Source organism: Paenibacillus sp. KS-LC4 (assembly GCF_036894955.1).
GTDB lineage: Bacteria > Bacillota > Bacilli > Paenibacillales > Paenibacillaceae > Pristimantibacillus.
The window spans coordinates 3,289,784-3,315,339 of the sequence record NZ_CP145905.1 but is presented as its reverse complement, the minus strand read 5'-3'; the positions used below and the strand labels follow the sequence as shown (position 1 = coordinate 3,315,339).

The 25,556-nt window shown below is 49.8% G+C and carries 19 protein-coding genes; 18 read left to right on the top strand and 1 reads right to left on the bottom strand.

Annotation, left to right across the window (positions count from 1 at the left end):
* Nucleotides 1–79 precede the first annotated feature (79 nt).
* Nucleotides 80–655: a dihydrofolate reductase family protein gene (locus V5J77_RS13895; protein ID WP_338551442.1), complete on the bottom strand. Its 576-nt coding sequence runs from the start codon at nt 653–655 to the stop codon at nt 80–82.
* Nucleotides 656–819: 164 nt separating this feature from the next.
* Between V5J77_RS13895 and V5J77_RS13890 the strand changes: the two genes are divergently transcribed.
* The 18 genes from V5J77_RS13890 to V5J77_RS13805 all read left to right on the top strand — a co-directional run bounded on the left by V5J77_RS13890 (nt 820) and on the right by V5J77_RS13805 (nt 25,462).
* Entirely contained in the window at nt 820–2,604 is a 1,785-nt protein-coding gene (locus V5J77_RS13890; RefSeq protein ID WP_338551441.1) for a sensor histidine kinase, read from the top strand.
* Nucleotides 2,605–2,727: 123 nt separating this feature from the next.
* Nucleotides 2,728–4,092: an ABC transporter substrate-binding protein gene (locus tag V5J77_RS13885; protein WP_338551440.1), complete on the top strand. Its 1,365-nt coding sequence runs from the start codon at nt 2,728–2,730 to the stop codon at nt 4,090–4,092.
* Between the two features lie 158 nt (nt 4,093–4,250).
* Nucleotides 4,251–5,120 carry a sugar ABC transporter permease gene (locus V5J77_RS13880; protein ID WP_338551439.1) on the top strand — a complete coding sequence of 290 codons (870 nt, stop codon included), beginning with the start codon at nt 4,251–4,253 and terminating at the stop codon, nt 5,118–5,120.
* Nucleotides 5,117–5,938 (top strand): carbohydrate ABC transporter permease, encoded by an 822-nt coding sequence (locus V5J77_RS13875; protein ID WP_338551438.1) that lies wholly within the window; start codon nt 5,117–5,119, stop codon nt 5,936–5,938. Before V5J77_RS13880 ends, V5J77_RS13875 begins: the two co-directional genes overlap by 4 nt.
* 38 nt (nt 5,939–5,976) lie before the next feature.
* A complete protein-coding gene (locus V5J77_RS13870; protein WP_338551437.1) occupies nt 5,977–7,665 on the top strand; it encodes a response regulator in 1,689 nt (562 codons plus the stop codon).
* 21 nt (nt 7,666–7,686) lie between these two features.
* The gene (locus V5J77_RS13865) at nt 7,687–9,411 is read left to right on the top strand and encodes a hypothetical protein (RefSeq protein ID WP_338551436.1); all 1,725 of its coding nucleotides are present in this window, start codon (nt 7,687–7,689) and stop codon (nt 9,409–9,411) included.
* Between the two features lie 58 nt (nt 9,412–9,469).
* Nucleotides 9,470–10,138: an aspartate/glutamate racemase family protein gene (locus V5J77_RS13860; RefSeq protein WP_338551435.1), complete on the top strand. Its 669-nt coding sequence runs from the start codon at nt 9,470–9,472 to the stop codon at nt 10,136–10,138.
* A 66-nt stretch (nt 10,139–10,204) separates the two neighbouring features.
* Complete coding sequence (locus tag V5J77_RS13855) at nt 10,205–11,464, top strand: ribulose-bisphosphate carboxylase large subunit family protein (RefSeq protein WP_338551434.1); 1,260 nt, start codon at nt 10,205–10,207, stop codon at nt 11,462–11,464.
* A 6-nt stretch (nt 11,465–11,470) separates the two neighbouring features.
* Nucleotides 11,471–13,003, top strand: coding sequence for a four-carbon acid sugar kinase family protein (locus V5J77_RS13850; protein ID WP_338556781.1), 1,533 nt, complete (start codon nt 11,471–11,473; stop codon nt 13,001–13,003).
* A complete protein-coding gene (locus tag V5J77_RS13845) occupies nt 12,993–16,217 on the top strand; it encodes a glycoside hydrolase family 2 TIM barrel-domain containing protein (protein ID WP_338551433.1) in 3,225 nt (1,074 codons plus the stop codon). Before V5J77_RS13850 ends, V5J77_RS13845 begins: the two co-directional genes overlap by 11 nt.
* Before the next feature lie 532 nt (nt 16,218–16,749).
* On the top strand, nt 16,750–18,114 hold the full coding sequence (locus tag V5J77_RS13840; protein WP_338551432.1) for a PQQ-binding-like beta-propeller repeat protein: 1,365 nt from the start codon (nt 16,750–16,752) through the stop codon (nt 18,112–18,114).
* Nucleotides 18,115–18,575: 461 nt separating this feature from the next.
* Nucleotides 18,576–18,755 carry a hypothetical protein gene (locus tag V5J77_RS13835; protein ID WP_338551431.1) on the top strand — a complete coding sequence of 60 codons (180 nt, stop codon included), beginning with the start codon at nt 18,576–18,578 and terminating at the stop codon, nt 18,753–18,755.
* Nucleotides 18,756–18,869: 114 nt separating this feature from the next.
* Nucleotides 18,870–19,538, top strand: coding sequence for a VOC family protein (locus V5J77_RS13830; protein WP_338551430.1), 669 nt, complete (start codon nt 18,870–18,872; stop codon nt 19,536–19,538).
* A gap of 155 nt (nt 19,539–19,693) precedes the next feature.
* Nucleotides 19,694–20,524 (top strand): GNAT family N-acetyltransferase, encoded by an 831-nt coding sequence (locus tag V5J77_RS13825; protein ID WP_338551429.1) that lies wholly within the window; start codon nt 19,694–19,696, stop codon nt 20,522–20,524.
* A gap of 427 nt (nt 20,525–20,951) precedes the next feature.
* Entirely contained in the window at nt 20,952–21,728 is a 777-nt protein-coding gene (fabI, locus tag V5J77_RS13820; RefSeq protein ID WP_338551428.1) for an enoyl-ACP reductase FabI, read from the top strand.
* Between the two features lie 39 nt (nt 21,729–21,767).
* Nucleotides 21,768–22,451: a ribose-5-phosphate isomerase RpiA gene (gene rpiA / locus V5J77_RS13815; RefSeq protein ID WP_338551427.1), complete on the top strand. Its 684-nt coding sequence runs from the start codon at nt 21,768–21,770 to the stop codon at nt 22,449–22,451.
* Nucleotides 22,452–22,716: 265 nt separating this feature from the next.
* The gene (locus V5J77_RS13810; protein ID WP_338551426.1) at nt 22,717–23,733 is read left to right on the top strand and encodes an ABC transporter substrate-binding protein; all 1,017 of its coding nucleotides are present in this window, start codon (nt 22,717–22,719) and stop codon (nt 23,731–23,733) included.
* Nucleotides 23,734–24,127: 394 nt separating this feature from the next.
* Nucleotides 24,128–25,462, top strand: a complete 1,335-nt coding sequence (locus V5J77_RS13805) for an AraC family transcriptional regulator (RefSeq protein WP_338551425.1) — start codon at nt 24,128–24,130, stop codon at nt 25,460–25,462.
* The last annotated feature ends 94 nt before the right edge of the window (nt 25,463–25,556 follow it).

The following is a 25,556-nucleotide window of genomic DNA, read 5'->3' as shown; positions in this document are numbered from 1 at the left end:
GTCGAAGAGGCGTTCCAGCTAGCACGGGTGACCATGCTCGGTCGGAATATACATCCCAATTCTGGAATAAGTGACAAGCTCATCTTACCGTCTGATAAACGAGACCTATGGCTCCAGAATCAAAGGTCTTGTTGTCGATCAGCTTAAGATTGGTCTTCTCCTTGATGCCTTGGAATAACGGCAATCCCTTACCGAGCAGGACGGGAGAAACCGTAATTTTATACTCATCAATTAAATGAAGCTGCATAAGGTGGTGTGCGAACCTAGGACTGCCGAGGATGACCATATCCTTACCTGGCTGCTGCTTGAGGGTTTTGATCTCTTCCTCGACATCTTCTTTCACGAGTTTGGAATTATTCCATTCCACTTTCTCCAGTGTCGTGGAAAAAACGAGTTTTGCTGTTTTTTCGATCCACTCGGCATGATTCCGTTCGTGCTGCGAAGCTGATGGAGCCGAAAGCATAGATGGCCAGTAACTGTGCATCATCTGATAAGTCCCACGTCCCCAGAGGACGGTGTCGGCAGTACTCAAAATTTCTTGCGCGTGTTTCTCCAAATCAGCATCATAGGAAACCCAGCCAATGTCCATTTCACCATTTGGTCCTTCTACAAATCCGTCGAGCGAAGCGTGCAGAAAAAGAACGAGTTTTCTCATTTTCAATTCTCCTTTGTATGTGGGGAATATCTGCCTGATACATGAACTATACCATTATCCCGAGTTTTTTTATAACTTACAGCTGGTTACTTTTGGCTATTATATAAACACTTTTTGTTATAGGTTCACTTCTCCCAATTCGTTATAATGGTACTAAAACAAGTTTGCTCCGAGGGGGAATTATTATCCGGCTGCGCAATGAGCTGTTGTTAAGCTACTTTATTATTATATTGGTGTGTATTACACTGGTCGGCTCGGTTTCCTTCTATATTTCCTACAAAACGATGGCGACTCAAGCGGAGGCTGCCAGCCTGCTGCTCGTCCAGCAAATTGAAAAAAATATGGACAATGATTTTCATAGCAAGCGCAATTTGCTGCTGGCCTCCTACAATGAACAGAGCTATATTGACGGCGTTAATCGTTACCCCGAGCTTAGCGATCGCGAACGGTTCCTGTTTCGGCAGAAAATCGGCGATTTGTATTTAAAAAGCTTCAATGTCACGCCCATTCGTGATTTTTTGCGTTTTCAAATTTATTATAGCAACGGCGAGCTGCTTAGCTCCTCTGACGAAAGCGGTCAGCATAATCCGGCGAAGGTGCGGAGCTCCGAATGGTTTCGCCAAACGGTAGCGAAGGATGGCGAGGTATTTTACAGCGGCTTTATTCCAGCGGAAGACCGGACATTGGATGGGGAAACGGCCTATTTTTCCTCCATTATGATCCGCGATTTCTCCAATCCCGAGCAGTTTATATTAGTGCGTGCCGAATATCGTGCCGAGCTGTTCAACAGCATTGGACGAAACGACGGGCTTTCGCCAAACAGCAGCATTGTCATTCTTGACGAAGGCAACAGGCTTGTTTATGCATCTGGTGATGCGCAGCGTTATGCAGGCGGGAAGGAGCTGACGAGCCGTATTAACGGCAGTCAAGGCAAGTTTTGGCTGGGTCTGGATGGCGAGGATCGACTCGTCTCGTATACGAATTCCGCTTATTCGAACTGGAAGGCTGTGCTTATTGTGCCAAAGCATGATATTTTTGGCGCACTAGACATTATTAAGACGACGGTTATTGCAACCGCTCTCATTGCCTTTGCGATTACGCTGATTATTTCGGTTGTGTTCGGGCAGCGAATTACGAAGCCGATTCTAGATCTGTACAAGACGGTTAACCGCATTAAACGTGGCGATTTTTCGGTGCGCGTCGAGGTGCGGCGCAATGATGAAATCGGCAGAATCGGCATGAACTTCAATGCGATGCAGGATGAGCTGCAACATTTGATTGAGACGCGGTATGTGAATCAGATTAAGCTGCAGGAGGCACAGCTCGCCATGCTTTATTCGCAGATCAATCCGCATTTTCTGTACAATACGCTAGACAGCATCCGGGCGATGTCCGACTATTATCAAGTTCAGGAAATTAGTGAAATGGCGCAGTCGCTTGCTGATATTTTTCGCTACAATACGAAAAACAAGGATGAAATCGTCACCTTGCAGGAGGAACTTGTGCAAATTGAAGCTTATATGAACATTCAACGCATTCGCTTTGAGGACAAAATTTCCTTTGAGCTGCAAATTGATGACGACCTATACAGCATTCCTATGCTTAAAATGACGCTTCAGCCGCTCGTTGAAAATGCGGTATTCCACGGTATTGAACGCAAACGCGGCAAAGGAACGATCGCTGTAATCGTTAGCAGGGAGGGCGGCAGCATCATGCTCATTGTCAAAGACGACGGCGTGGGTATATCCGACAAGCATTTGGCCGACATCAGAAGCAGCTTGAAGCCTCCGCTTCAACAGGGCGAAGGACTCAGCTCGGATACGCGCAGCGGCATCGGGGTGCAAAACGTGTATTCGCGTTATCGGATTCGTTATGGGGACCGGTTTGAGTTTCATATTAATAGCTGCAAAGGTGCAGGTACCGAAATTAAGCTTCTTATTCCTGAATAATTGGAAACGGATTCATAAAAGTCGGAATATTCAACATTAGAAGTCAAAATCATAGACAGAATTAAGGAAGCGCTTTCAATACAATAAAGAGGCAGATCATTATGAATGAGAGGGTGTCTTATCATGAGAAAGATGAAAGCGGTTCACCTCACAATGGCGCTAATGCTGGGAGCATTTTCACTAACAGCTTGCGGCAGCAACAATGGCAGCACGCAAGGGACGAATGCCCCAGAGGGAACAGCAACAGCAGGCCCTTCTGCTGAAGCCTCAGCCCAGCCGTCAGCGAAGCCCGTTACGCTGACCTTTCTAATTCCGAATACGGAGGATGTCACGCCTTACAATCTTATTTTCAAAGAATTTGAAGCGAAGACGGGAAATAAGGTCGAGGTACAGGCGCTGCCCGGCGGCGACTATGACAATATGCTGAAAACTCGCTTCTCTACAGGTGATTTCCCTGACGTATTCCTCATGCAGCCGGGCACGAAGCAATATGTAAAGCTCAGAGCGGATGAGACGCTGTACGAATGGTCCGGCGAGGCTGGCGTTTGGGACAATGTCATTGATACGATTGTAGATTTCCAGAAGAATGCGGATGGCAAAGCTTATGGCGTGCCTTTTGGCAAAACAGGTATGATGGGCGTCTTTTACAATAAGGACGTTTTTGAAAAATCGGGCGTTGCCGCTCCAACTAATTATGCGAATATGATTGAAATTGCTAAAAAGCTGAAGGGCGACGGCGTAACGCCGTTCTACGAAGGAGTAAAGGATGGCTGGCCGACACAAGTCTTTTATTTGACTGGCTGGGTTAGCCAGGTTGATCAGGAAATCGGCGACGAAGGCGTACAGAAGCTGAACGTCAATCAGCTTAAGCTGTCGGACATCGCGTCGCTCAAGGACCTTTTTGTAAAATCGAAGGAAATTAAGGATCTAGGCTTGCTCCAAAAAAATACGCTGTCCGGCACATTCGACGAGCTGCAAAACGAGCTTGGCGAGGGCAAGGTAGCGATGGCCTTTATGCTGGACGGTATATTGCCGCAGCTTGAGAAGAAATTTGGCAAAGATTTTGTAACGAATAAAATCGGCTTCTTCCCTTTTCCAACTGCAACGGACACAGGCACGGCGATGATTACGCCTCCGAACCAGCTGATGGTGCCGTCAAAAGCGAAAAATTTGGATGCAGCCAAAGAGCTGGTTAAATTTATGATCTCGAAGGAGAGCGTCAATACCTTCTACCAAAGCCAGCCTGGCATTCCAGTGTTCAAGGATGCTACGAGCGAGCTGTATCCGATGCAGCAAACGGTCAAGGGCTACATTGATGAAGGTAAATCGAAGGTCAATATTCAAAACCGCCTGACGGCATCGTTTCTTGATTTCGGTAAAACGCTGCAAAACTTCCATATTACAGGCGATGTAGACACCGCGATCAAAGAGATGGATGCGAACTATGTGAAGGATGGCAAAGCAAAGCGTCTTGAAGGCTTTGAATAAATGAGCTAAGCAACAAATAAAAGACAGAGACGGCAGCAGGGCAAGCCGAAGCTGTTGATTACCGGACGGGATAGATGCTGCGGGCGATGCGATCAGAGTGATCGAGGCTTCGCCCCGGCATTCCGTTCAAACGAGGCAGGAGCAGGAGGGCAGCCCCTATGGAGAGAAGCAAATATCCGCTATATTTTTCATTTCCGGCATTGTTCGTATTTTTATTGTTTTTCATCACGCCAACCCTTATCGGAATCTATTACAGCTTTACGGACTGGAATATTAACGCCGATGCGATTAAATTTATTGGACTTGAAAATTACAAGGAGCTGTTTAACGAGCCTCGTCTGAAGCAGGCTTTTATAAACACCCTTATTTTCGCCGCCGCCGTTACGCTGCTGCAAAATGCAGTCGGCCTCGCCTTGGCGCTATTGTTGAATGAAAAGCTGAAGCTGCGCAATCTGCTTCGGATGATCTTTTTTATGCCGTATGTCATCGCTCCACTCGTTATCGGTTACATTTTCCGGGCGATCTATCATCCTGAGCATGGCATCGTCAATCAATTTTTCGGACTGCTCGGCATGGATTTTATGGTTCAGGATTGGCTGAATGATCCACGCTTCGCACTATTCACTGTCATTATGACCGACATTTGGCGGGTAGCTGGCTTTTCGATGGTCGTGTATTTGGCTGGCTTGCAGTTTATTCCGAAGGATTTGACGGAGAGCGCATCCATTGATGGGGCGAACTATTGGACGCGGTTCAAGCATGTTGTTTTTCCACTGCTCGCTCCGGCGTTCACAGTTAATGTGCTGCTGGCGATGATTGGCTCGATGAAGGTGTTCGAAATCGTAATGGTGCTGACCGAAGGCGGTCCGGGCTATACGACGGAAGTGTTTTATACGTACATCCGCAATACGTTCAGCTCCGGTGAAATGGGGTACGCGACGGCGATTAACATGCTGTTGTTCGCACTTGTCACGCTAGTGGGCGTTCCGGTCTTAATGGCAATGAAGAAGAGGGAGGTGGAAATGTGAGAAGCCGAAAATATTCTCCTTTGCTGCTGGAGCTGCTCGCGATCTGCCTATCTCTGCTCATTCTCATTCCGTTTTTTATGATATTCATTAACTCGTTTAAGGATATTCGCGAGTCGGCGCTGTTCGGGCTGACGCTGCCAAGCCATTGGGTGATTAGCAACTATGAAGAGGTATTTAACCAGGATAACCTGCTGCGCGGCTTCAAAAATAGCTTCCTGCTGTCGGCGCTCGTCGTCGTCAGCGTCAATTTTTTCGCCTCCATGGCTGCATTCGTCATTCAGCGGCGCGGCGGGAAGTTTTTGCAGGGTGTCTATTTTGCCTTTATTATGGGACTAATCGTTCCTGTATCCATTATTCCGACAATTCGACTGATGGATTTGCTGCACATGAAGGGAAGCTACTTAAGCATCATTATGTATTATACAGCAGTGCTGCTGCCGTTTGCGGTGTTTCTGCTTGTTGGGTTTATTAAATCGGTGCCGCGCGAGCTGGATGAGGCGGCGATTTTAGAGGGCTGCGGCTACTTCCGATTATATTTTAAAATCATTTTGCCGCTTATCAGCACGGTGCTGGTAACCGTCTCCATCGTCGTCATTGTATCGGTATGGAATGACTTTTTCGGCCCGTTTTATTTGGTCACGGACAGCACGAAATGGACGATTGTGCTTCAAGTATTTAACTTTGTTACGTTATACAGCACGAATTGGGGCGTTGTTTTTGCCTTTATGATCGTTGTCATTGCACCGGTGCTAATTATTTATTTGTTCCTGCAGCGCTACATTATTGACGGCTTGACTGCGGGCTCGGTAAAAGGCTAAGCGAAGCATACAAGGGCAGCAGGAAGGGGGAGCGGGCCATGCGCAAGGTTATGGTTGTAGACGATGAACGCTGGATACGGCGGGGACTTATTCAAATGATTCCATGGGAGGAGCTTGGGCTTGAGCTTGCCTGTGAAGCGGTCGATGGCGAAGAAGGCTATGAGCTGGCGCTGCTGCATAAACCCGACCTGCTGTTTCTCGATATGCGCATGCCGGGCTTCGACGGCAAGGAACTGCTCGGCATGCTGGCGGAATCTCTGCCAGACGTTGTGACGATCGTCGTCAGCGGTTATTCGGATTTCGAATATACGAAGGAAGCCATTCGTCATAAGGCGTTTGATTATTTGCTTAAGCCGCTTAAGCGGGAGGAATTGATTACGGTGCTCGGCAAGGCGCTGTCACTGCTCAGCGAACGTGACCTAAGGCAGGAGCAGCAGCGTCGGGACAGCCAGAAAAAATGGCTGCTGGACATTTTACAGCGAGGCGTGCCGCTTGCACAGGCTCAAACTCAAGCTTCTGCTCCATCGTCAGTCATACCAGAGGCAAAGAGAGCGTCCTTGACGCAGAGCTTAACCGAGCTTCCAGAAGGAGCAGCGGGCAATAAAGCGCTGCTGCTGCTCGCTCAGCCAGACTATTATACGGAGCAGGTCAGCATTCAAGAGGCCGTTGGGATCATAGAGACAAGGCTGCAGCAGTGCCAGTCCTTTTATTTTGAAGGCTGCTGGTCATTTGTCGCCGCCGCCTCTCCGATTAACCTTGGCGAAATAGCCCTCTGCTTGTTTGGCAGCCGCTTTGAGCATGCGGAAATACAGCGGCTTGCGACTTTGCTTCAGGGCATACTTCGCGAGGAGACGGGCACAAGCTACAGCATTAGTGCTGGGAGCAAGGATTGCCCGCCAAATCAGCTTCCAGCTGTCTACAGCAAGCTTCAGCAGCGTCTGGATGGGAGGCAGCTGGGCGATATGGCGATTATGGAATTTGTGGAGTGCGCGCTGGAGCCGGAGGAAATGTTGGTTAAGCAGCCGCCCCATTTGCCGACCAGTGCTGGAAATGCAGATTTTTACCCGACTGAGCTGGAACAAGCGCTTCTCGTGCAGCTGCAGCTTGGCAATGTAGAGCAGCTGCGCGCGGAATTCAATCGCTTTTTCAATGCGCTTGCAGCGCCCTCGCAGACGGTGGATGGCTTGCGCCGGAGCGCCACCATGCTGGTGCATGCGCTGGAGCGTCAGCTTCAAGCGGCGCACACTAGTCTGGAGCAATTGAGCGGGAAAAGCGCACTCGCTTATATGGAGCTTATCCGGCTGCGCAAGGATCATGTTTCGGTTAAGCTGCTGTTCGAGGAGCAAATATTGCCTGCTCTTGCTGCCCCGCGCGGCAACAGCCAAGGACGGCATGGCGAGCAGCTGATCCGTGAAATCCAAAAGCTGATAGAGCTGCATTATGACCAGCCGCTTAGCTTGCCGCAAATTGCAGAAAGCCGCTTTTTGAATGCCGATTATGTGGGTCGTTTGTTTAAGAAAACGACGGGCAGTAGCTTTGTCGATTACTTAATCGACTATCGGATTGCCAAGGCGACCGAGCTGATGCGTTATCCGCAGTATAAAAACTATGAAATAGCCGAGCTTGTTGGCTATGAGGATTACCGTTATTTCAGCCAAATTTTCAAAAAGAAAACCGGGCAAACGATTGGCGAATACCGCGGCGCAGCAGGTAAAACGCCGCAATAAACGATTAGGGAGAGACTTGCGATGCAAACGAGACAAATACCAGCTACGCTGACGCTTGCGGACAGAGCAGGACATGCGATGAATGCAATTGTGGGAATGGCAGACCGCGATTATAACGATATCCCTTTTTTTGCTGCAAACCTAATGAAGGAGCCAGCCAATTTGACACATGGGGACTGGGATTATGGCTCGTCTCATGGCCGGATGGTGGACGGGATGATTTTGGCCCGTCATATGTCGGGGGAAACGTTTGGCAAGGAGACGGAGGAGAAATACCGGGCGAATCTGCTCTCTTTTTTCAAGGAAGATGGCCTGAGCTACCGCCAGACAAACCCGCATCACAACTGGGAGCCGAATGCGAATTTGATTGACCAGCGCGCGGTCATTTTATCGCTGACGAGCTGGTATATGGAGACGGGTGATCCTTTGGTGAAGGAGGCGGCGGATAATCATGTTGCAGCACTTAAAAGGATTGCAATTAAAGAGCGCGATGTGTGGTATTATCCGGCGTCGGAATATAAGGAGGGCGGCTGGCCTTCTTCCAATGCCATATTGCTGCGGCTTGCGCCAGATCCTGCTGCCTTCTGCGGACGGCTCGTAATGCCGCTGCTGAAATACCATGAGCTGACTGGCAATGCGGATGCGTTCGAGCTGTGCCAGTTTTTCACGGCCCTCATCGTACAGCGAAGCGGCGTGTTCAACGCCGATGGCAGCTTTAACGATGCGCTCGCTTACCGCAGCGGACATTTTCATACAAGACTTGGAACACTCGACGCATTGGCGCGGTTTGGCGTATTCACGGGGGATGCAGCGCTGCTCAGCTTTGTGGAAAAAAGCTACGCTTGGGCCGTAACCCAGTGTACCGCCTTTGGCTGGACCCCCGGCGACATGAAGGAGCAGGCCTATGAGCATGAAACCTGCTCGCTCGTCGATCTCATCTCTACGGGCATTACGCTCGCGCAAAGCGGCTATACCCGTTACTGGGGAGTGACCGAGCGTTATATTCGCAACCATCTTGCCGAGTCGCAATTGCTCGATATGGACTGGGTGAAGGAAACGGAGGACCGATCCGGCAACATTCCTGGACTCATTACGCATGAAAATATTGCCAAGCGTACGCGGGGCGCTTTTGCCGGGTACTCGGCACCGAATGATTTTTGCTGTAATGTCAACCACGGGCGGGGACATACGAATGATTTGCAAATTTGCTGCCTTGGCTCAGGGACGCGCGGGCTGTTCATGGGCTGGAGCAACACGGTTACCGAGAAAAAAGGCACGGTCAGCGTTAATTTCCTGCTCAACCGCAGCTCGGCTTGGCTCGACGTTGACAGCTATTTGCCGCATGAAGGCAAGCTGGTGCTGCATATCCACCGCGATATTCCGCGCCTTCAGGTGCGTATTCCCGAATGGGCGGGCTTCGCGAAAGTAGCCTTTACCCGCGAGTTGAACGGCAGCACGGAGCAGGGCAAGGGCAGCGAGCCGAGCCGCTGGGTAAATGAATGCTTCCTGCTGCTTGGCGCAGCATTCGCTGGGGAAACAATTACAATAACGTTCCCGCTGTCGCGCCGCCAGACGGTTGAAACCGCAATCGGGCAAACGTTCATAACCCAGTGGCAGGGCGATGATGTCATTGGCATTTCGCCAGAAGGAGAGCATCATCCGTTCTACAGCGGCAGACAGGTATATGAGAAAGCGCCTATGCGTGAAGGCAGCATAAGGCGGATAGAGAATGAATTGGTCTGGTAGTTCTGAATCGCGGCTTAGAGAACAGGTTCAATAATCAATCCAAATGGAGGCTGGGGATATGACAACGGTAGTTGCGGTTTATACCGGACAAGGGCTTGCTGATCCGCTAAAGGCTGTGTTTCAGGAAGTGCTGCCAGGTGTGCGGCTTGTCAACATTATAGATGACAGCCTGATTGGCGATGTCGTCAAGGCAGGGCATATACCGGCTGGAGTGAGCAAGCGGCTAACGCAATATTTTCAGCATGGGGAGGAGCTGGGAGCAGATCTTATTCTGAATACTTGCTCCTCCGTCGGCGAAGTGGCTGATACTGCGAAGGGACAATTGAGTGTGCCGCTCGTTAAAATTGACGAGGCAATGACCGCCAAGGCGGTAGCCGAATACGACGCGATTGCAGTGCTGGCCACACTGCCTTCAACGCTTGAGCCGACGATGCGTTTTTTGGCGAAGCAGGCGGAAGCCATTGGCAAAGAGGTCACCGTCTTGAACGGGCTCGCAGCCGGAGCCTTCGACGCTCTGGTCGGAGGGAATCCGGCAAAGCATGACCGCATTTTGCTGGAAACGGCGCTTGCGGTCAGCGATAAAGCGGATGTTATCGTATTGGCCCAAGGATCAATGGCGCGAATGGAGGGGGCCGTACGAGAGGCGACAGGCAAGCCGGTATTATCGAGTCCGCGGCTTGCGGTCGAGCAAATTAAGGAGCTGCTGGCAGAGCGAGGCTTGCTGTAGCGGCAATGATTTTAGCAAGAGCAGCTACAGCAAGGTTAGAGGCAGATTTTGCGGGAGGGAAATAGCATGGAGCAAGAAAGAGTAACGGCCGTCTATTTGATAGAAACACCCTATACGCTGGAGCGTGCTGCCGAGGTCATTGCTGGCGAGCAGTCGACGGGCACCTTTACAGCAGTGCCAGGAGAGACGGACCAGCTGAAAGAGCGGCACGGGGCGCGAATTGAACAAATTGTCGAGCTTCCGTCTGTGTCCTCACCGTCGCTGCCTGGCTCCAAAACGCCGCCCGGGCATGATGGCTTTTATAGACGCGGCGAGGTAACAGTATCCTTTCCGATGCACAATTTTGGCCCGTCTATTCCGAATTTAATGTCTGCTATTGCGGGCAATTTGTTCGAGCTGCAAGAATTGTCCGGGCTGCGGCTAGTTGATTTGGAGCTGCCCGAAGCGTTCGCAGCACGGTACCCCGGCCCGAGGTTTGGTATCGCGGGTACACGGGAGCTAACCGGCGTGTATGATCGACCGATTATGGGGACGATTGTCAAGCCGAGCATCGGGCTTCCGATGGCTGATTTGCAGCAGATGATTATGGACGTATCGGCAGCCGGTCTTGATTTTATAAAGGATGATGAACTGAATGCAAATGGGACCTACGCCCCTCTGGCACAGCGGGTGAGTGCGGTCATGGATGCCGTCAACCGAGCGGCTGATGCCACGGGTAAAAAAATCATGTACGCCTTCAATATTACGGGGGACATTGATGAAATGGAGCGTGGGCATGAGCTCGTCGTTAAGGCAGGCGGCAACTGTGTCATGGTCAGCATAATGAGCGTCGGACTGACGGGACTTGCCCATTTGAGCAAATATAGCGAGGTTCCGATTCACGGCCACCGCAATCAGTGGGGCATGATGACGCGCTGTCCGCTGCTGGGCTTCGCTTTTCCAGCCTATCAGAAGCTCTGCCGTCTGGCAGGAGCCGACCATCTGCATGTGAACGGTTTAGACAGCAAATTTTATGAAAGCAACAGCTCGGTCGTAAGCTCTATTCGTGCATGCTTGAAGCCTATGTACAATGGCTTTGGGACAATGCCTGTCGTATCCTCGGCACAATGGGCGGGAACGGCTCCGGCTACTTATGAAGCCACAAGCACGGTAGATGTGATGCATTTGGCAGGCGGCGGCATTTTGGCTCATCCGGGCGGGGCAGCGGCTGGCTTTGCAAGCATGAAGCAGGGCTGGGAGGCAGCCGTTCAAGGCGTTCCGCTCGCTGAGTATGCAAAGCGGCATCCAGAGCTGCAGCAGGCTATAGCAAAATACGGGAAGGGCTGAGCGGTGATGGACAGAGGGGAATTCACGCTAAAGCCAGACGATGGTGCAACAAGCGACACCGGTGGAAAGCTGCCATATAGCGCAGATACTATGGGGGAGATCGGGCAGCAGCAAGAGGAAGCATACTCGGTTAGCCACGGTTATCGGCTCCCGGAAGCGCAGCGCCTGCTCAGCTACTATGGCGACGATTTCACAGGCTCAACCGATGTGCTGGAGGCGTTGTTCCGAGCTGGACTTCGGGCTGCGTTATTTCTAGAGACTCCTAGCGAGCAGCTGCTTGCCAGCAAGTTTGCAGATATAGAAGCCATAGGAGTAGCGGGCATTGGTCGTTCGCTAACCCCAGATGAGGCGGAGCGCGAGCTGCGTCCGGTACTGGAGCAGCTGCGGAAAATAGGGGCAGCTGTTACGCATTACAAAATATGCTCTACATTCGATTCCTCCGCTGAAGTTGGCAGCATCGGCAAGGCAGCGGAAATAGGCCGTTCCGTGTTTGGTGCTGGTTATGTTCCAGTGCTGGCAGGGGTTCCTTATTTAGGGCGTTATACATTGTTCGGCAACCATTTTGCGGCGGCGGGCGAGGAGACGTACCGGCTTGATCGCCATCCAACGATGTCGCGCCATCCGATCACACCAATGGCAGAAGCGGATTTGCGCAAGCATTTGTCGGAGCAAACGGAATTAAAGATGGCGCTGATGGATATTTTGGCGCTGGAAGGAGCCGAGTCTGAAGTGGGCGAAAGGCTGGCTGAGCTTGTAGAGCGGGAGCGGCCTGATCTCGTGCTGTTTGATGTGCTTGACGAAGCAAGACTGGCGGCGGCTGGAAAGCTGATTTGGGCGGAGGCCCAGCAGCGCGACGGCTTATTTGCCATTGGCTCCTCTGGCGTGGAGTATGCGCTTGGAGCCTGTTGGCGGCAGCTTGGCTTGCTGCCGCCGCAGCCAGAGCTTAGTACTGCTCAAGCAGCAGAGGTTGAACGTCTGCTCGTTGTGTCGGGTAGCTGCTCGCCGGTTACGGAGCAGCAAATTAAGGCTGCGCAGGCAGCGGGTTTTGCGGGCATTCGGGTGCCGGCAGAGGAGCTGCTGGACGGAAGGAAAGGAGCGGCTGCCCGGCAGCAGCTGCTGAATGAGGCTCGGGAAAAGCTTGCCGAAGGGCGCAGTCTGCTGCTTTATTCAGCGGAAGGTGTAGACGATCCAAGCATTTCGCGTTTCCGTGACAAGCTTGCTGAGCAGGGCTATGGACCTGAGCAAAGCAGCCGCCTGTTGGGCGCTTTGCTTGGAGCGCTGGCGCGTGAGCTGATCCTTGATGAACAGCTGACACGCATCGTCATCGCTGGTGGGGATACGTCTGGATATGTGACGCGCAGCTTAGGCATTTATGCGCTGGAATGCGTGGCTGCGCTGACGCCAGGGGCGCCGCTATGCCGAGCCTTCTCAGAGGAGTCCGCGCTGGATGGGCTGGAGCTAGTGCTGAAGGGTGGGCAAATCGGCGAGCGGGATTTTTTCACCCGCATGAAGCAAGGGAGGGCGGCTTATGCCAATTGAACGCGAGCATCTGCCAGATTATTGCAACTTAAACGTGCTGGAGCGCAATACAATGCCCCCGCGCAGCGAAATGATTCCATTTGACAATACGGCAGCAGCGCTGCGTGATGCTCGGATCGAATCGCCCTATTACAAGCTGCTTAGCGGCAACTGGCGCTTCCGCTACTTCGATTCGCCTATGCACTGTGCAGTCGATAGCCATTTGGATACTTGCGATGATACGCTATGGGATTGGATTCCTGTGCCCTCAAATTGGCAAATGCACGGTTACGGACAACCACATTACAGCAGCTGTCCATATCCATTCCCGCTTGACCCTCCGCATATTCCACTGCTCAACGCTACTGGCTGCTACCGTACAAGCTTTGTAGCACCTGAGCATTGGGAAAATCGCCAAATTCGCCTCGTATTTGGCGGAGTCGATTCCTCCTTCCATGTGTGGCTCAATGGCGAACAGGTCGGATACAGTCAGGGAAGCCATCATATGGCAGAGTTTGATATTTCCCAGTTGCTACGTCCCGGCTCTAATTTGCTAGCGGTTCGCGTCTACCAATGGTGCGATGGCAGCTATTTGGAATCGCAGGACAAATGGCGGCTGAGCGGAATATTTCGCGATGTTTATTTAACCGCACAGGCGGCTGTCACAATTGAGGACATACGGGTGCGAACTCCCTTTATACCCGGCTCCGGATATCAGGAGGCGAGCCTCAGCTTGCAGCTTACGCTTGCTCAACGCAGCATTTGGAAAAACGCGGCAGAAACCGCAGTGAAAAAAGTGAACCAAACCATAAATGAACCGGAGTACAGTCAGGGAGAAAACTTCCATTTGAGCGTATCCTTGCTAGATGCTGGTGGAGAGAGCGTCGCTATTCAATCGTTTAACCTTCAAGCGTCACATTCGCTTGAAGAGCTTCGAACGTTACCGATCCAGTTTCCTATTTCAAAGCCTCGGCTATGGACAGCGGAAACGCCTTATTTGTATAAGCTTTTGTTGACGCTCCGTGGCCAAGACGGAGCGATAGCGGAGGTGAAACAGCTTTCAGTTGGCTTCAGGGATATTCAGATTGAAAAGGGGAAGCTGCTAATTAATGGGCAGCCTATCGTTATTCAAGGCGTCAATCGCAATGAGTTCCACCCGCAATTGGGTTATGTAACGACGCTCGAAGCGATGCTGGAAGACATAAGGCTGATGAAGCAGCATAATATCAACACAGTTCGGCTGTCCCATTATCCAAACGATTCACGTTGGCTTGATTTATGCGACCAATACGGCTTATACGTTATAGATGAAGCGGATTTGGAGACGCACGGATTTCATTTTATGGGCGATGAATCTTATTTGAGCAAACATCCAAATTGGCGTGAAGCCTATTTGCATCGTGCGCAAAGGATGCTTGGACGGGATAAAAATCATCCATCTATCATCGTATGGTCGCTCGGAAATGAGTCAGGTTATGGTGAAAATCATGATGCGATGGCGGAGTGGACCCGCAGCGCCGATCCGACTCGTCTGGTTCACTATGAGCGGGCTTATGAAGCCGCAGTTGTTGACATTGTGAGCTCCATGTACCCTTCGGTCGACATGCTCATAGAGGAAGGACGCAAGCCGGATGACCGCCCTTATCTCATGGTCGAGTTTGGTCATGCCATGGGCAATTCCACGGGCAATTTACAGGAATACTGGGATGCGGTTTACGAGTACCCCCGATTGCTGGGAGGCCTTATTTGGGAGTGGTCGGATATGGGCATTTTGCGGCAAAATGACGGTGAAGCTGCGTTTTACGCATATGGCGGCGACTTTGGCGATGCCCCGCACAGCGGACCCTTTTGCATGGATGGACTATTGTTTCCGGATCGAAGCATTAAAGCGTCCTTGCTGGAATACAAGAAGATCATTCAGCCGGTGAAAATAAAGCCGGACCCCGCACAGCTTGGCCGGGTTCAATTTGTGAATCGTTACAGCTTTTTATCGCTGGGACATTTGAAAGGTCATTGGCAGCTGCTCCGCAGCGGCGCCGCAGTTGCCCAAGGCGAGCTTGCTCGCTTGCAGACGGCGCCTGGCGAGGAAGAGATATTAGACATTCCGCTCCCTTTGGAGCAATTAATGGAAAAAGGTGAGTATGCGCTGCATATCTGTTTTACAGAGCGCAACAGTAGGTTGTGGTGCGACGAAGGTCATGAAACAGCTTGGGCCGATATATGGTTTGAGGAGACGGGCTGGCACCTGCAAGAGAAGGTTGCCGCTTATTGTGCGAAGGATGTGTTCTGTAGTATCGTTCACCCAATAGCTGGAGCAAGCGAGGCCTTTGGTGAGAGTCCTGCTCTAAAGCCTCCTAAGCATCAAAATTTGCAGCGAGAAGACGGTAAGCCTATATGCCGCATAAGCGGGAACGGGTTTCAGGTAGACATGGATCAAATGACAGGCACAATCAGCAATTGGCTGTATGACGGTGATGAGCAGCTGCTCGCAGGTCCACAGCTGCTCCTATGGCGTGCCCCTCTGGACAACGATGTCCATCTAGCCAAAGAATGGGGGAAAGCCGGTTATGATCGGCTTGATTGGCAGCTGCGCCAGTTTTCGGTGAACGCTGACCATCAGGGAAGCATCATAACTACGGCTGAAGCGGTCATGGGCGCAAAGGGCGAACGAGCAGCCTTCCGCTGCAAAATGATTCACCAGATTAACGCTGATGCCTCCATAGGCGTGGAAACGACGATTGAACCGCTTGGAAGCGACCTGCCGCCACTGCCGCGTTTTGGTTTGGAGCTGCGTCTTCGTGATAGCTATGACCAGTTCAGCTGGTATGGAAGAGGGCCTCATGAATGTTATGCCGACCGTAAAGAAAGCGGTAAGCTTGGCATTTACGGCGGTACGGTAGCGGAGCAGTTTGTTCCTTATGTCAAGCCGCAGGAAAACGGTAATAAAGTCGATGTACGCTGGGCAAAGCTTGAGAATGGGGAAGGTGCTGGAATCGGGATAACAGGCAGTGAGCGGTTTAACATTAGTGTCCATCATTATTCTACGGAGGATATGTCGCGCACAAGCCATGTTCATAAGCTGACCAGGCTGCCTGAAACGATTGTCAAAATCGATGCCCTACAAAGCGGGATCGGCAACCACAGCTGCGGTTACGCGCCGACGCTGGACGCTTATTTAGTAAAGCCCCAGCCGATGAAGCTTGCTATTATGCTTTTTCCGCTGACGAGCACTTAGCAGGACGGTTACTTTTCAACGAATATCGGAGTGGGGAAAAATAGCAGGAAAGGCCGATCCGGTTGCTGGATCGGTTTTTCGTTATTTTCACATCATGCTGTTGGCTCATAGAATGTGCGCGCCGGAACGATTGATGATGTGTTGGGACGATCAGAGGCAGCGGCCTCGGGTTGCCCAACGTCTACAAAATGTTGGAGCTGCATTGCGGCCCAATAGCCGTGCGCTGCAAGCTGGAAGAAGGGGCCGAATTAACGGTTTCTTTACTACTGGCATTAGATGCTGATAAAGCTTAGAAATATTGGAGAAAAAGATACAAAATTCATAAAAAAGTAGGATTGGCAGCTTTCATCGCCTATAATATGGATATCATGAGACTGTGTTCAAAGTCAATGGAATCTCAGGACTATGAATTGACAGAGCATGGCGTTTCAAAAATAACCGGATTGCCCTTGCAGATCAGCGGGCGATTCGGTCATTTATGCTGGATGATATCGTGCATATTTTATATGACCAGGGAATGGGAGAGTGAGAGATGTTTATTAATCCTTCGCAACAAATGAAAAGAATCGTCGCGGTTAGCGTAGCTTCCTCCATTATCGCCTGCGGCTTGTTGGGAGCATCGGCTGCGTTTGCCGAGAAGCCTATTATTAGCAGCACCACCCCTATGTATGGAGCTGTCTCTGCCCCAGCAGTCAAACCAATGTGGAGCTTGCCGCTTGCGAAATTTGATCAGGATGGCCGATTCATAACAGCAGCGCTTGCAGAGGAAGGGCGGCTGTTTGCACTTGTGAATGGAGGGCAGCTTGCTGCTTATGACGGCACAAGTGGTAGAATGCTGTGGAAATATGGTTCTGGCCTGAGGCCCGTGCTTGCCTATGAACAAGGAAGTTTGTATGGACTTACAACAGATGGTGCAGTCATTGCTGTTACCAAAAATGGCAGCAAGCAGTGGACGACAGCGATTCGTGCGAATAAAGCAGAAAGCATCGTTCCGATTGGCGATACGATTTATGTGACGCAAAATTTCACTCTTTTTGCACTAGATCGGGCAACGGGTAAGCTGCGCTGGAAGATAACCGAGAAGGATAGCCTCTACTCCTCAGGATCCAGTGACATAATCGTAAGCAAAGGTGTTGTGCTGCGCAGTTATTTGGTTCAAGGAGCTCTTACTTCTAATCAGCTTAATGCCTACGATCAGGCAACAGGCAAAAAGCTTTGGACGGCATTTGCTCACTTTTCTCCGCTCTTGGTCAAGGACGGGCTGGTCTACTCAGTCTTGGACACATTCATGAGAGGGGATGACGATTCCAGCAATAGAAGTTTGCAAATCGCGGTCCTTGACTTAGTGTCTGGGAAGAACAAGGGCGAGCGGGTGTACAACTGGACAGTAGTGCCTGAGGTGCCTGGGCAAATTGAATCAGGCGGCGCTAATGGCTCCGCATTCCTGGACGGTAATGACCTATACATTTATCAGGGGAAAATGGTTTCCAAATACAATTTTTCCTCATATTCTCCAAACAGTAAAGCTATTCAGCGGTGGAATGCGCCAGACCCAAAAGAATATTATCCGCTCTATAGCATTTATGGCGGCAAGCTGCTCTATCAGAGCTTCCGCAATCATTCCATGCTCGCTCTAAAGACGACGAGCGGGCAAAGTGTCCCGTTCCCGTTCGGTATTCAGCCCGTTCAGACGGATATTTTTTCAAATGGCCTGTATGTTGCACGTGCAGATGGAACGCTGGATGCGTATAATTTCGCAACCACAAAGCCCGTCTTCAGCGTGAAAACGGGCTCGAGCGAATTTGATCCGACGCTGAAGTCTGGGGATATGATCTATGTGCGCTCGGGCGGCACGCTGCTTGCTGTAAAGCTGCCTGCAAGCTTAACAAAGAGCTAAATAGTTGTGACGAGTAAATAGACGCCTCGTTCAGAGTGCGTCTATTTAGGATGTATATACAAATTGGAGCCCGCTTTCTGCTCATAACTTAGCGCTTATTCGAGGCCGATCTCATCTGACGATTCGAGACTTAAGGAACCGTGCTACGCGATTACGGGTAATAGCAATGTTACGGGGACCCCTGTGGCTAAGGTCATGAGGCTTGGACGCTCACTACTTTTTTTGCAGGACTCAGCTTCCTCTATTTTGAATATTAGACCCGTTTTTGGACGTGCGTGGACAGGAGATCCGCTATTGTCCTTATTTTCCGAGCAAGAAGGCAATTGGCAATCCATTAGCGGCTCCTGTGTCCGATAGCAGTTCTATATCCCTGATTTTGTTGAAATAGCGGCTGTGGTGTCCACGAAGTCTATTTTAGTGTTTTGTTCGGCGTAGGGTGTGACCCCACTGCAACGAGTAGCATGGAGCCTGATTTTCTAGAGCAGCTTCGCTCATCGAATCAGCCGCAGAAATTTATTTATTTGAGCGATTATGACGATCTCGATTATGCCCAAAAAGCGATAGGGCGCACTACCTATGATTATTTGCTAAAGTCTGTGGATCAGGAGAAAATTGTGTGCTTTATTGAAGCTAAAGGGTAAGTAGTAAAAATCACCTTGCAAAGCCTCTCAAGGCAGATATTATGATAAAATAGACTTTGGAATTGTTTACAATATGCAGGCGGTAATGCTCCGCTTTAGGGAGGAATAGGTACGATGAAATTTGAACACATCACCTTGTGGACAAGCAGGCTGGAGGCGCTGTATGCCTTTTATAACGAGCAGCTTGGTTTCTTGGTGCTGGATAGAGACGAGCAGTCCTTCACAATGGCCATTGGCAGCACGCAGCTCACCTTTCAGGCGACAACGGAGCAGACCGAGCCCTTCTATCATTTTGCCATTAATATTCCCGAAAATAAGCTGGCAGAAGCGAAGCGCTGGCTGAAGGGGAAAGTGGCGCTTATTGAGGAGGAAGGCAGAGACGAGGTGTTTTTCGCATCATGGGATGCAGGTGCCGTTTATTTTGCTGATCCTGCTGGCAATATCGTCGAGTTCATTGCTAGGCATCAGTTGAAAAATGGTACAGACCACCCGTTCAGCTACTCGGACTGCCTCGAAGTTAGTGAACTGGGCATCGTCGCTGCAGAGGTTATCCCTATCGTTCGGGAGCTAAATGCGCTTGGCATTCCCAACTGGCGGGAGGATAGCGAGGGATTAACCCCTGTCGGCGATGAGCACGGGCTATTTATTGTGGTAAAGCAATTACGCAAATGGTATTTCTCAGGTGGCAGACAGGCACAATTTTATCCAGCGGAAGTAGTAATCGCTTCATTAGGACGATTGGAGTTTCCACGGATTTCGCAAATTCACTTGAACCATACTTAAGCGATTGAATATATCGAAGAAATATTATTAATTTCTGAATAGTCTGAAATCAATCAATTAGTTACATAAAAATAATTATGTAAACAAAATGGCGATTGAATTGTTAAAGCCATTAACAATATTCCGTTATCACGAATATAGGGAGGTTTTACCTGTTGAATACTCGTATGACTACCCTCGAGCTTGTCGAGCACGTTGAGAACTCCGAGCTTGTATACATGCTGGATCGAATGAAGGCCATTCAGGAACGGGAGCATAATCCAATGGGGATAGCACTTCAGCGCTTCGGCCCTGCAGTGGCTATTGCTAGCCGAGAAATGCCATGGCCTCAATTTAATACGGTTAAAGGCTTTGGCCGTGCAAGCGCAGCACAGCTGGATGAAGTGCTAAACTGGTACAAAGAGCAGGGCGGGAGTCCGCAATTCGAGATCGTTCCTTCGCGTATAGATGGGGACACGCTGCTGGCGCTGGCCCAGAAGGGGTATTATCAGTCGGGCTTTCATGCGAGCTTGGCAGGAAATATCGCTCAGCAAGCAGGCATGACGTTGGAGGAAGGTCAGACAGGCATTGTCGTACGCAGGCTTGGCGAGCACGAGGTTGATCTTTACGCAGAGCTGCATGCGCTTGGCAGCGGACTGCCGATTGCTGGAAAAAACCACATTGCCGATAATAACCGCATGCTGTTCAACCGAGAAGGCTGGCAGTTTTATGCTGCTGAGATAGATCGTATCGCTGTTGGGGTTGGGGTCATGCATATACATGAACATATCGCCTCCCTTACATTTGCCGCAACATTGCCGGAATATCGCAAGCGAGGTGTTCAAGCGGCGTTAATTGCAGCGCGCTTGCTTGCTGCTGCCCAAGCGGGCTGCACCCTCATGGTCGGACAAGCCAGTTATTGCTCTAGCAGTCAGCGGAATATGGAGCGCGCTGGCATGAGCCTATGTTATACGCGCAGTACATGGAGCAAACCTCCCTCCGTGTAAAGCTGTCTCTTGTTTACCTACAGACGAGAAGACAGGTAGCCCAATCCTGAAAAAGAAGGCAGCAAACCGATCATTGACGGTCTGCTGCCTTATCCTTTTTCCTTAGCTTCAAAGTTCAAGCAAGGCTTCCCGGAGGAGGCCAGTACAACTTGGCTTGGCATCGCCTGCGTTTTAAAACCGAACGCCCTGCAACCTCTTGGCGCGCCGGGGTCCCAAGTAACATAATAATGGCGGCATTTCATACAATTTTTGCGCTCCTGCTCTGTCATTACAATGAATCATCCTTCTATGAATAAGTTGCTAACATTTATTATAGCATTTCTCGGACTGAAACGCGCTGTGCCGCCAATGGAGGCGACAGCCGTTTCACCTTGTTTTATGCTATAATGGCAACAGATTTATGGATTTAGCTAATGGAGGGATTACTTTGTCTGGAATGATGAACAACAAAAAAATCGTCGTAATGGGCGTCGCTAATGAACGCAGCATTGCTTGGGGAATCGCCAAGTCGCTGCATCGGGAAGGGGCGCAGCTTATTTTTACATACAGGAAGGAACGTTCTTTCGAGAAGCTGAAGGGGTTGCTTGCACAGAACGATATGAATCCACTGCTCACAGTATCATGTGATGTATTGGACGATGACAGCATAAGTGCGGCTTTTGCCCATATTAAAGAGCAGGTCGGAAGCATTGATGGAATCGTGCATTCACTTGCTTTCTCGGATAAAGATGAGCTTAAAGGCGAATACCTGGATACATCGCGTGAAGGCTATTTGCTCGCGCAAAACTCCAGCGCTTTTTCGCTTGTGGCGGTCGCTAAGCAGGCGAAAGAGATCATGTCCGAAGGCGGCAGCATTGTTACCCAATCGTATATCGGCGCAGAGCGCGTAGTGAAAAATTATAATGTCATGGGCGTTGCTAAGGCAGCGCTTGAAGCAAGCGTACGATATTTGGCCGAGGATCTTGGCAAATATAATATTCGGGTTAATGCGGTTTCAGCTGGGCCGATTAAAACCTTATCCGCAAAAGGCGTGTCCGGCTTTAATGAGATTATGCAAACGATTGAGGAGCGCGCGCCGCTGCGCCGCAACATTGACCAAGAAGAAGTAGGCGATGCGACGTTATTCCTGCTTAGTCATCTGTCACGCGGCATTACTGGCGAAGTGCTGCATGTTGATGCAGGCTATCATATATTGGGCATGTAATTTTTTGGGAAATAGAACACAGAGAGCGGAGGGAAACGTTTGAACGTCAAGCAATTGGCAGCAGAGAAGGCCGTCCAGCTTGTGCAGGATGGCATGCTTATTGGGCTTGGGACAGGAACGACGGCGTATTGGGCGATTTTGAAGCTGGCGCAAAGAATGAAGCTCGAAGGACTGGATATTAAAGCCGTTGCCAGCTCCAAGCAGTCTGAGGATTTAGCGGTTGAGTACGGCATTCCGTTAGTTCCGCTCGATGAAATTACGGCGATAGATTTAACAATTGACGGTGCGGATGAAGTAGATGGCGAGCTTCATTTGATTAAAGGCGGCGGCGGTGCGCTTTTGCGTGAAAAAATTCTTGCTGCCCACAGCAAAACGTTTATCGTCATTGTGGACGAGTCCAAAAAAGTAAGCCAGCTTGGACAATTTCCGCTTCCAGTGGAGGTTGTGCCCTTTGCCTCGAATTTAACGCTGCAAAAGCTGAGAGAGCTTGGCTGCACCGCTGAGCTGCGGGCTTCGGCTGACGGTATTTTTGTAACGGATAACGGCAATTATATTGCCGATTGCCGCTTCGGCACGATTGCTGCGCCTGCTGAGCTGCATGAACAGCTGAATGCGATTCCGGGCGTAGTGGAAAATGGTTTATTTATTTCGATGACCAGTCAAGTCATTGTTGGCTTCAGTACGGGTGAGACCGAGATGTTAACAAGGACACAGCTTAATTGATTTACGTAGATTGTGCATGATTTTATAAATGGGATTCAGCGAGCGTTGCCTTACAGGCAGCGTTCTTTTTATTTTACGAGGCCTATAACTCGAACTTTACAGTTTATAATCTAAGGAAGGTACTGCTGTATAAATGTACATTTAGGGTGTTTTTCGAAATAATACGAGCATGTCTCAAAAGTCCATTGAATAAATCAGATCTACTATTTATGATAAGCAAGGCAAACAAATGAGAATAAATATCAGTAGAGGGAGCGGAATAGCTATGGCTTTTAGTAAAAAAGGCTTGTCCTTATTGAGCGGTATATGGGTGCTCGTCATGGTGCTAGCGGCATGTGGAGGGGGAGAGGTGAAGGAGGAGACGGGCGTGGTACAGACCGAGCAGGCATCGCCCGAAAAATCACCAGCAGCTCAATCCACGAATACTCGCACCTTTGAGCATGTGCTTGGTAAAATTGAAGCCCCTGCGCAGCCGCAGCGCATTATTGGATTATTCGTCGAAGACGAAATGAGCGCGCTAGGCGTCAAGCCGATCCTGCAATACTCGAGCGGAGCTTATTATCAGACCTATCTGGAGGATTATCTGAAGGATGTTCCGAAGCTCGACACGAGTGCGATTAACTTTGAAGCGATAATGGCTGCACAGCCGGATCTCATAATTCTTGGCTTCCAGGGTTGGGCCGAGGAAGGCGTCTATGAAAAACTATCACAAATTGCCCCGACCTATGTATTTACAGGCAGTGAAATTCAATATCCGGAAAACTGGAAAAAAAATCTACTTATTGTAGCTGATCTGCTCGGAAAGACAGAACAAGCGGAAGCTGTAATTAAAAAGCGCGAAGCGGAAACGAAGCTGGCTAAAGAGCAATTGCAGACTGCTGCTAAAGGGAAAACAGCAGCTATGGTTCGCATCCATGCCAGCAAGGAGCTTAGATTGTATGGAGGACCTGGAGGTCAGGTGGGGACAGCCTTGTATGGTGATTTTGGGCTGGAGCCTGCTCCAATTGTACGTAAGCTGGCTTGGGGAGAAGACATGGATATTCAGACGATTTCCATGGAAATTATTCCACAGCTTGATGCCGACTATATTTTCCTAGCTGTCGATGAAGGAAGAGAGGAGCAAGCTAAAGAGCTTAAAGAAAGCAGCCTGTGGAAGAGCATTCCTGCCGTCAAGCAAGGACATATCTATGAAGTGCGCGGTGACGTATGGATTACCAATGGTCCACTTGCTTACGAGAAAAAGCTGGAGGACGTCATGAAGGCGATTATTCCGAGCAAATAACAACAAAGAAGAAGCTAGTTAACCTAATGGTTGACTAGCTTCTTCTTTGTTATTAGAATGATGATAATAATTCTCAATTAATTCTCGATTAATGCAGGAGGCATCCGTGACTTCAATGAATAGAAGCACTTCAAATAGGGGATACCAAGCGACTCCTTTTCATTCGTACTTTTTTAGACTGGTTGATGTTATATCTCTTGAACACAGTAGGGGCAGCGAGCTCTTCCCTAGTGTCAGTCTGAGCTACAGACTCATAATGGTATCAAGCGGCTCAGTCAGCTTGCATATAGACGACAGCTGTTATGAAGCTACCCTTGGCAGTTGTTATGGGATAGCGCCTGGTGCAAAGCTTGACATCACTGCTGATGGAAGTAAGGAGAAGGAGCTGCACTATATGTGCCTGACCTTTGACATCGTTAGCTCTGAGCTCAACAGCAGCCTTCCTCTTCATTTTGCTCATGGTGAAATGAGTATCAAGCCTTTTAATCGCATGCTGGCCCAAATACGCAAGCTGATCACTATGAAAAATACTAAAAGTGAGAAAGAGCGGCTCAGCTATTATTTCCGTTTCCAGAAGCTGATGTATGCCATTCTGGAGCAAAATACGTCCGTAACAGACACGACCAGTTCCATGGAGGCCGTAGAACAGACCGTTTCTTTTTTAAAAGACCATTATAACGAGGAAATCAGTACGCAGCAGTTAGCAGATCAGGCTGGACTTGGCACAAAGCAATACATCGTTTTATTTAAAAAAATAACAGGCTCAACGCCTCATGGATATGTAACAGAGCTGCGAATACGCAAGGCCAAGGAGCTGCTGCTTATTTCCAGGAAGCCGCTTTCTGATATTGCCGAGCAGGCTGGATTCCGCGACAGCTATTATTTTAACCGTCGCTTTAAGCAGGTAACAGGTGTACCGCCGCGAGTATACGTCAACACGCGCCAGTATAACATTTTGTCCATTGATTATGCCTGTGCGCTGCTGGCGCTTGGCATAAAGCCAGTTGGCGCACCTGCCTATCATTTAGGTTATTATGCTAGGCGTTCAGGTGAAGCCATTTCTAGCATTGGAGATAAGTCAACCTTCTATTATGACAAAATAACTGCACTAAAGCCTGATCTGATCATAAGCAGTGACACGCTAGACAAGGATATCCAACAAAAGCTTGAGCGTATAGCCCCGATTGTTAGCATTCCATGGATGGGGCTGCAAGCAACAGGGCATTTACAGGAGATCGGTCATTTGCTTGGGTTGGGCAAACAGGCACAGAGCTGGATTGACGGCTACGAAATGAAGCGAGCGGAGGCTCATCGGCGGATCAAGCCCTATTTAAATGTGAATGAAACGGTTGGCCTGCTTGTCATAGAAGGAAAGGAGCTATTTATACTTGGAGATCGTAATGCGGGCGAGGTCATGTATCATTCCTTTGGCTTGCAGCCACCCCCGCTTGTGCAAAGCGAGCTTGCTAAACATCCAAACCAATACGGCAGGAAGGTTGCGATTGAGCAGCTCTGGCAATATGAAGCTGATCGGTTGTTTATCATCGTATATGGGGCGGAGGCTGCTCTTACCTATAAGCAATTGCAGCACAACTCTATCTGGAGGGAATTATCTGCTGTCCGTCAAGGCAAGGTGCAAACGATAGATCCGCAAAAGTGGATTTATTATGATGTGCTTTCACTCTCTGGTCAATTGGAGGATGGGATCAGCATGCTGGCTAAATCATGACGCGTATTACAAGTATTGTGTATAAAATTGGATCAATAAGGAAACCTATAAGTGCTATTATCATTTAAAACAAACACTTGGGGTGGATTTCGAG

Excerpts from the sequence above, each read along its gene's own strand:
- V5J77_RS13810 (WP_338551426.1), top strand. The coding sequence starts at position 22,717 with ATGGCTTTTAGTAAAAAAGGCTTGTCCTTATTGAGCGGTATATGGGTG.
- V5J77_RS13835 (WP_338551431.1), top strand. The coding sequence starts at position 18,576 with ATGGAGCCTGATTTTCTAGAGCAGCTTCGCTCATCGAATCAGCCGCAG.
- V5J77_RS13855 (WP_338551434.1), top strand. The coding sequence starts at position 10,205 with ATGGAGCAAGAAAGAGTAACGGCCGTCTATTTGATAGAAACACCCTAT.
- V5J77_RS13845 (WP_338551433.1), top strand. The coding sequence starts at position 12,993 with ATGCCAATTGAACGCGAGCATCTGCCAGATTATTGCAACTTAAACGTG.
- V5J77_RS13830 (WP_338551430.1), top strand. The coding sequence starts at position 18,870 with ATGAAATTTGAACACATCACCTTGTGGACAAGCAGGCTGGAGGCGCTG.
- V5J77_RS13870 (WP_338551437.1), top strand. The coding sequence starts at position 5,977 with ATGCGCAAGGTTATGGTTGTAGACGATGAACGCTGGATACGGCGGGGA.
- V5J77_RS13805 (WP_338551425.1), top strand. The coding sequence starts at position 24,128 with ATGTGCCTGACCTTTGACATCGTTAGCTCTGAGCTCAACAGCAGCCTT.
- V5J77_RS13850 (WP_338556781.1), top strand. The coding sequence starts at position 11,471 with ATGGACAGAGGGGAATTCACGCTAAAGCCAGACGATGGTGCAACAAGC.
- V5J77_RS13860 (WP_338551435.1), top strand. The coding sequence starts at position 9,470 with ATGACAACGGTAGTTGCGGTTTATACCGGACAAGGGCTTGCTGATCCG.
- V5J77_RS13885 (WP_338551440.1), top strand. The coding sequence starts at position 2,728 with ATGAGAAAGATGAAAGCGGTTCACCTCACAATGGCGCTAATGCTGGGA.
- V5J77_RS13865 (WP_338551436.1), top strand. The coding sequence starts at position 7,687 with ATGCAAACGAGACAAATACCAGCTACGCTGACGCTTGCGGACAGAGCA.
- V5J77_RS13840 (WP_338551432.1), top strand. The coding sequence starts at position 16,750 with ATGTTTATTAATCCTTCGCAACAAATGAAAAGAATCGTCGCGGTTAGC.
- V5J77_RS13895 (WP_338551442.1), bottom strand. The coding sequence starts at position 655 with ATGAGAAAACTCGTTCTTTTTCTGCACGCTTCGCTCGACGGATTTGTA.
- V5J77_RS13880 (WP_338551439.1), top strand. The coding sequence starts at position 4,251 with ATGGAGAGAAGCAAATATCCGCTATATTTTTCATTTCCGGCATTGTTC.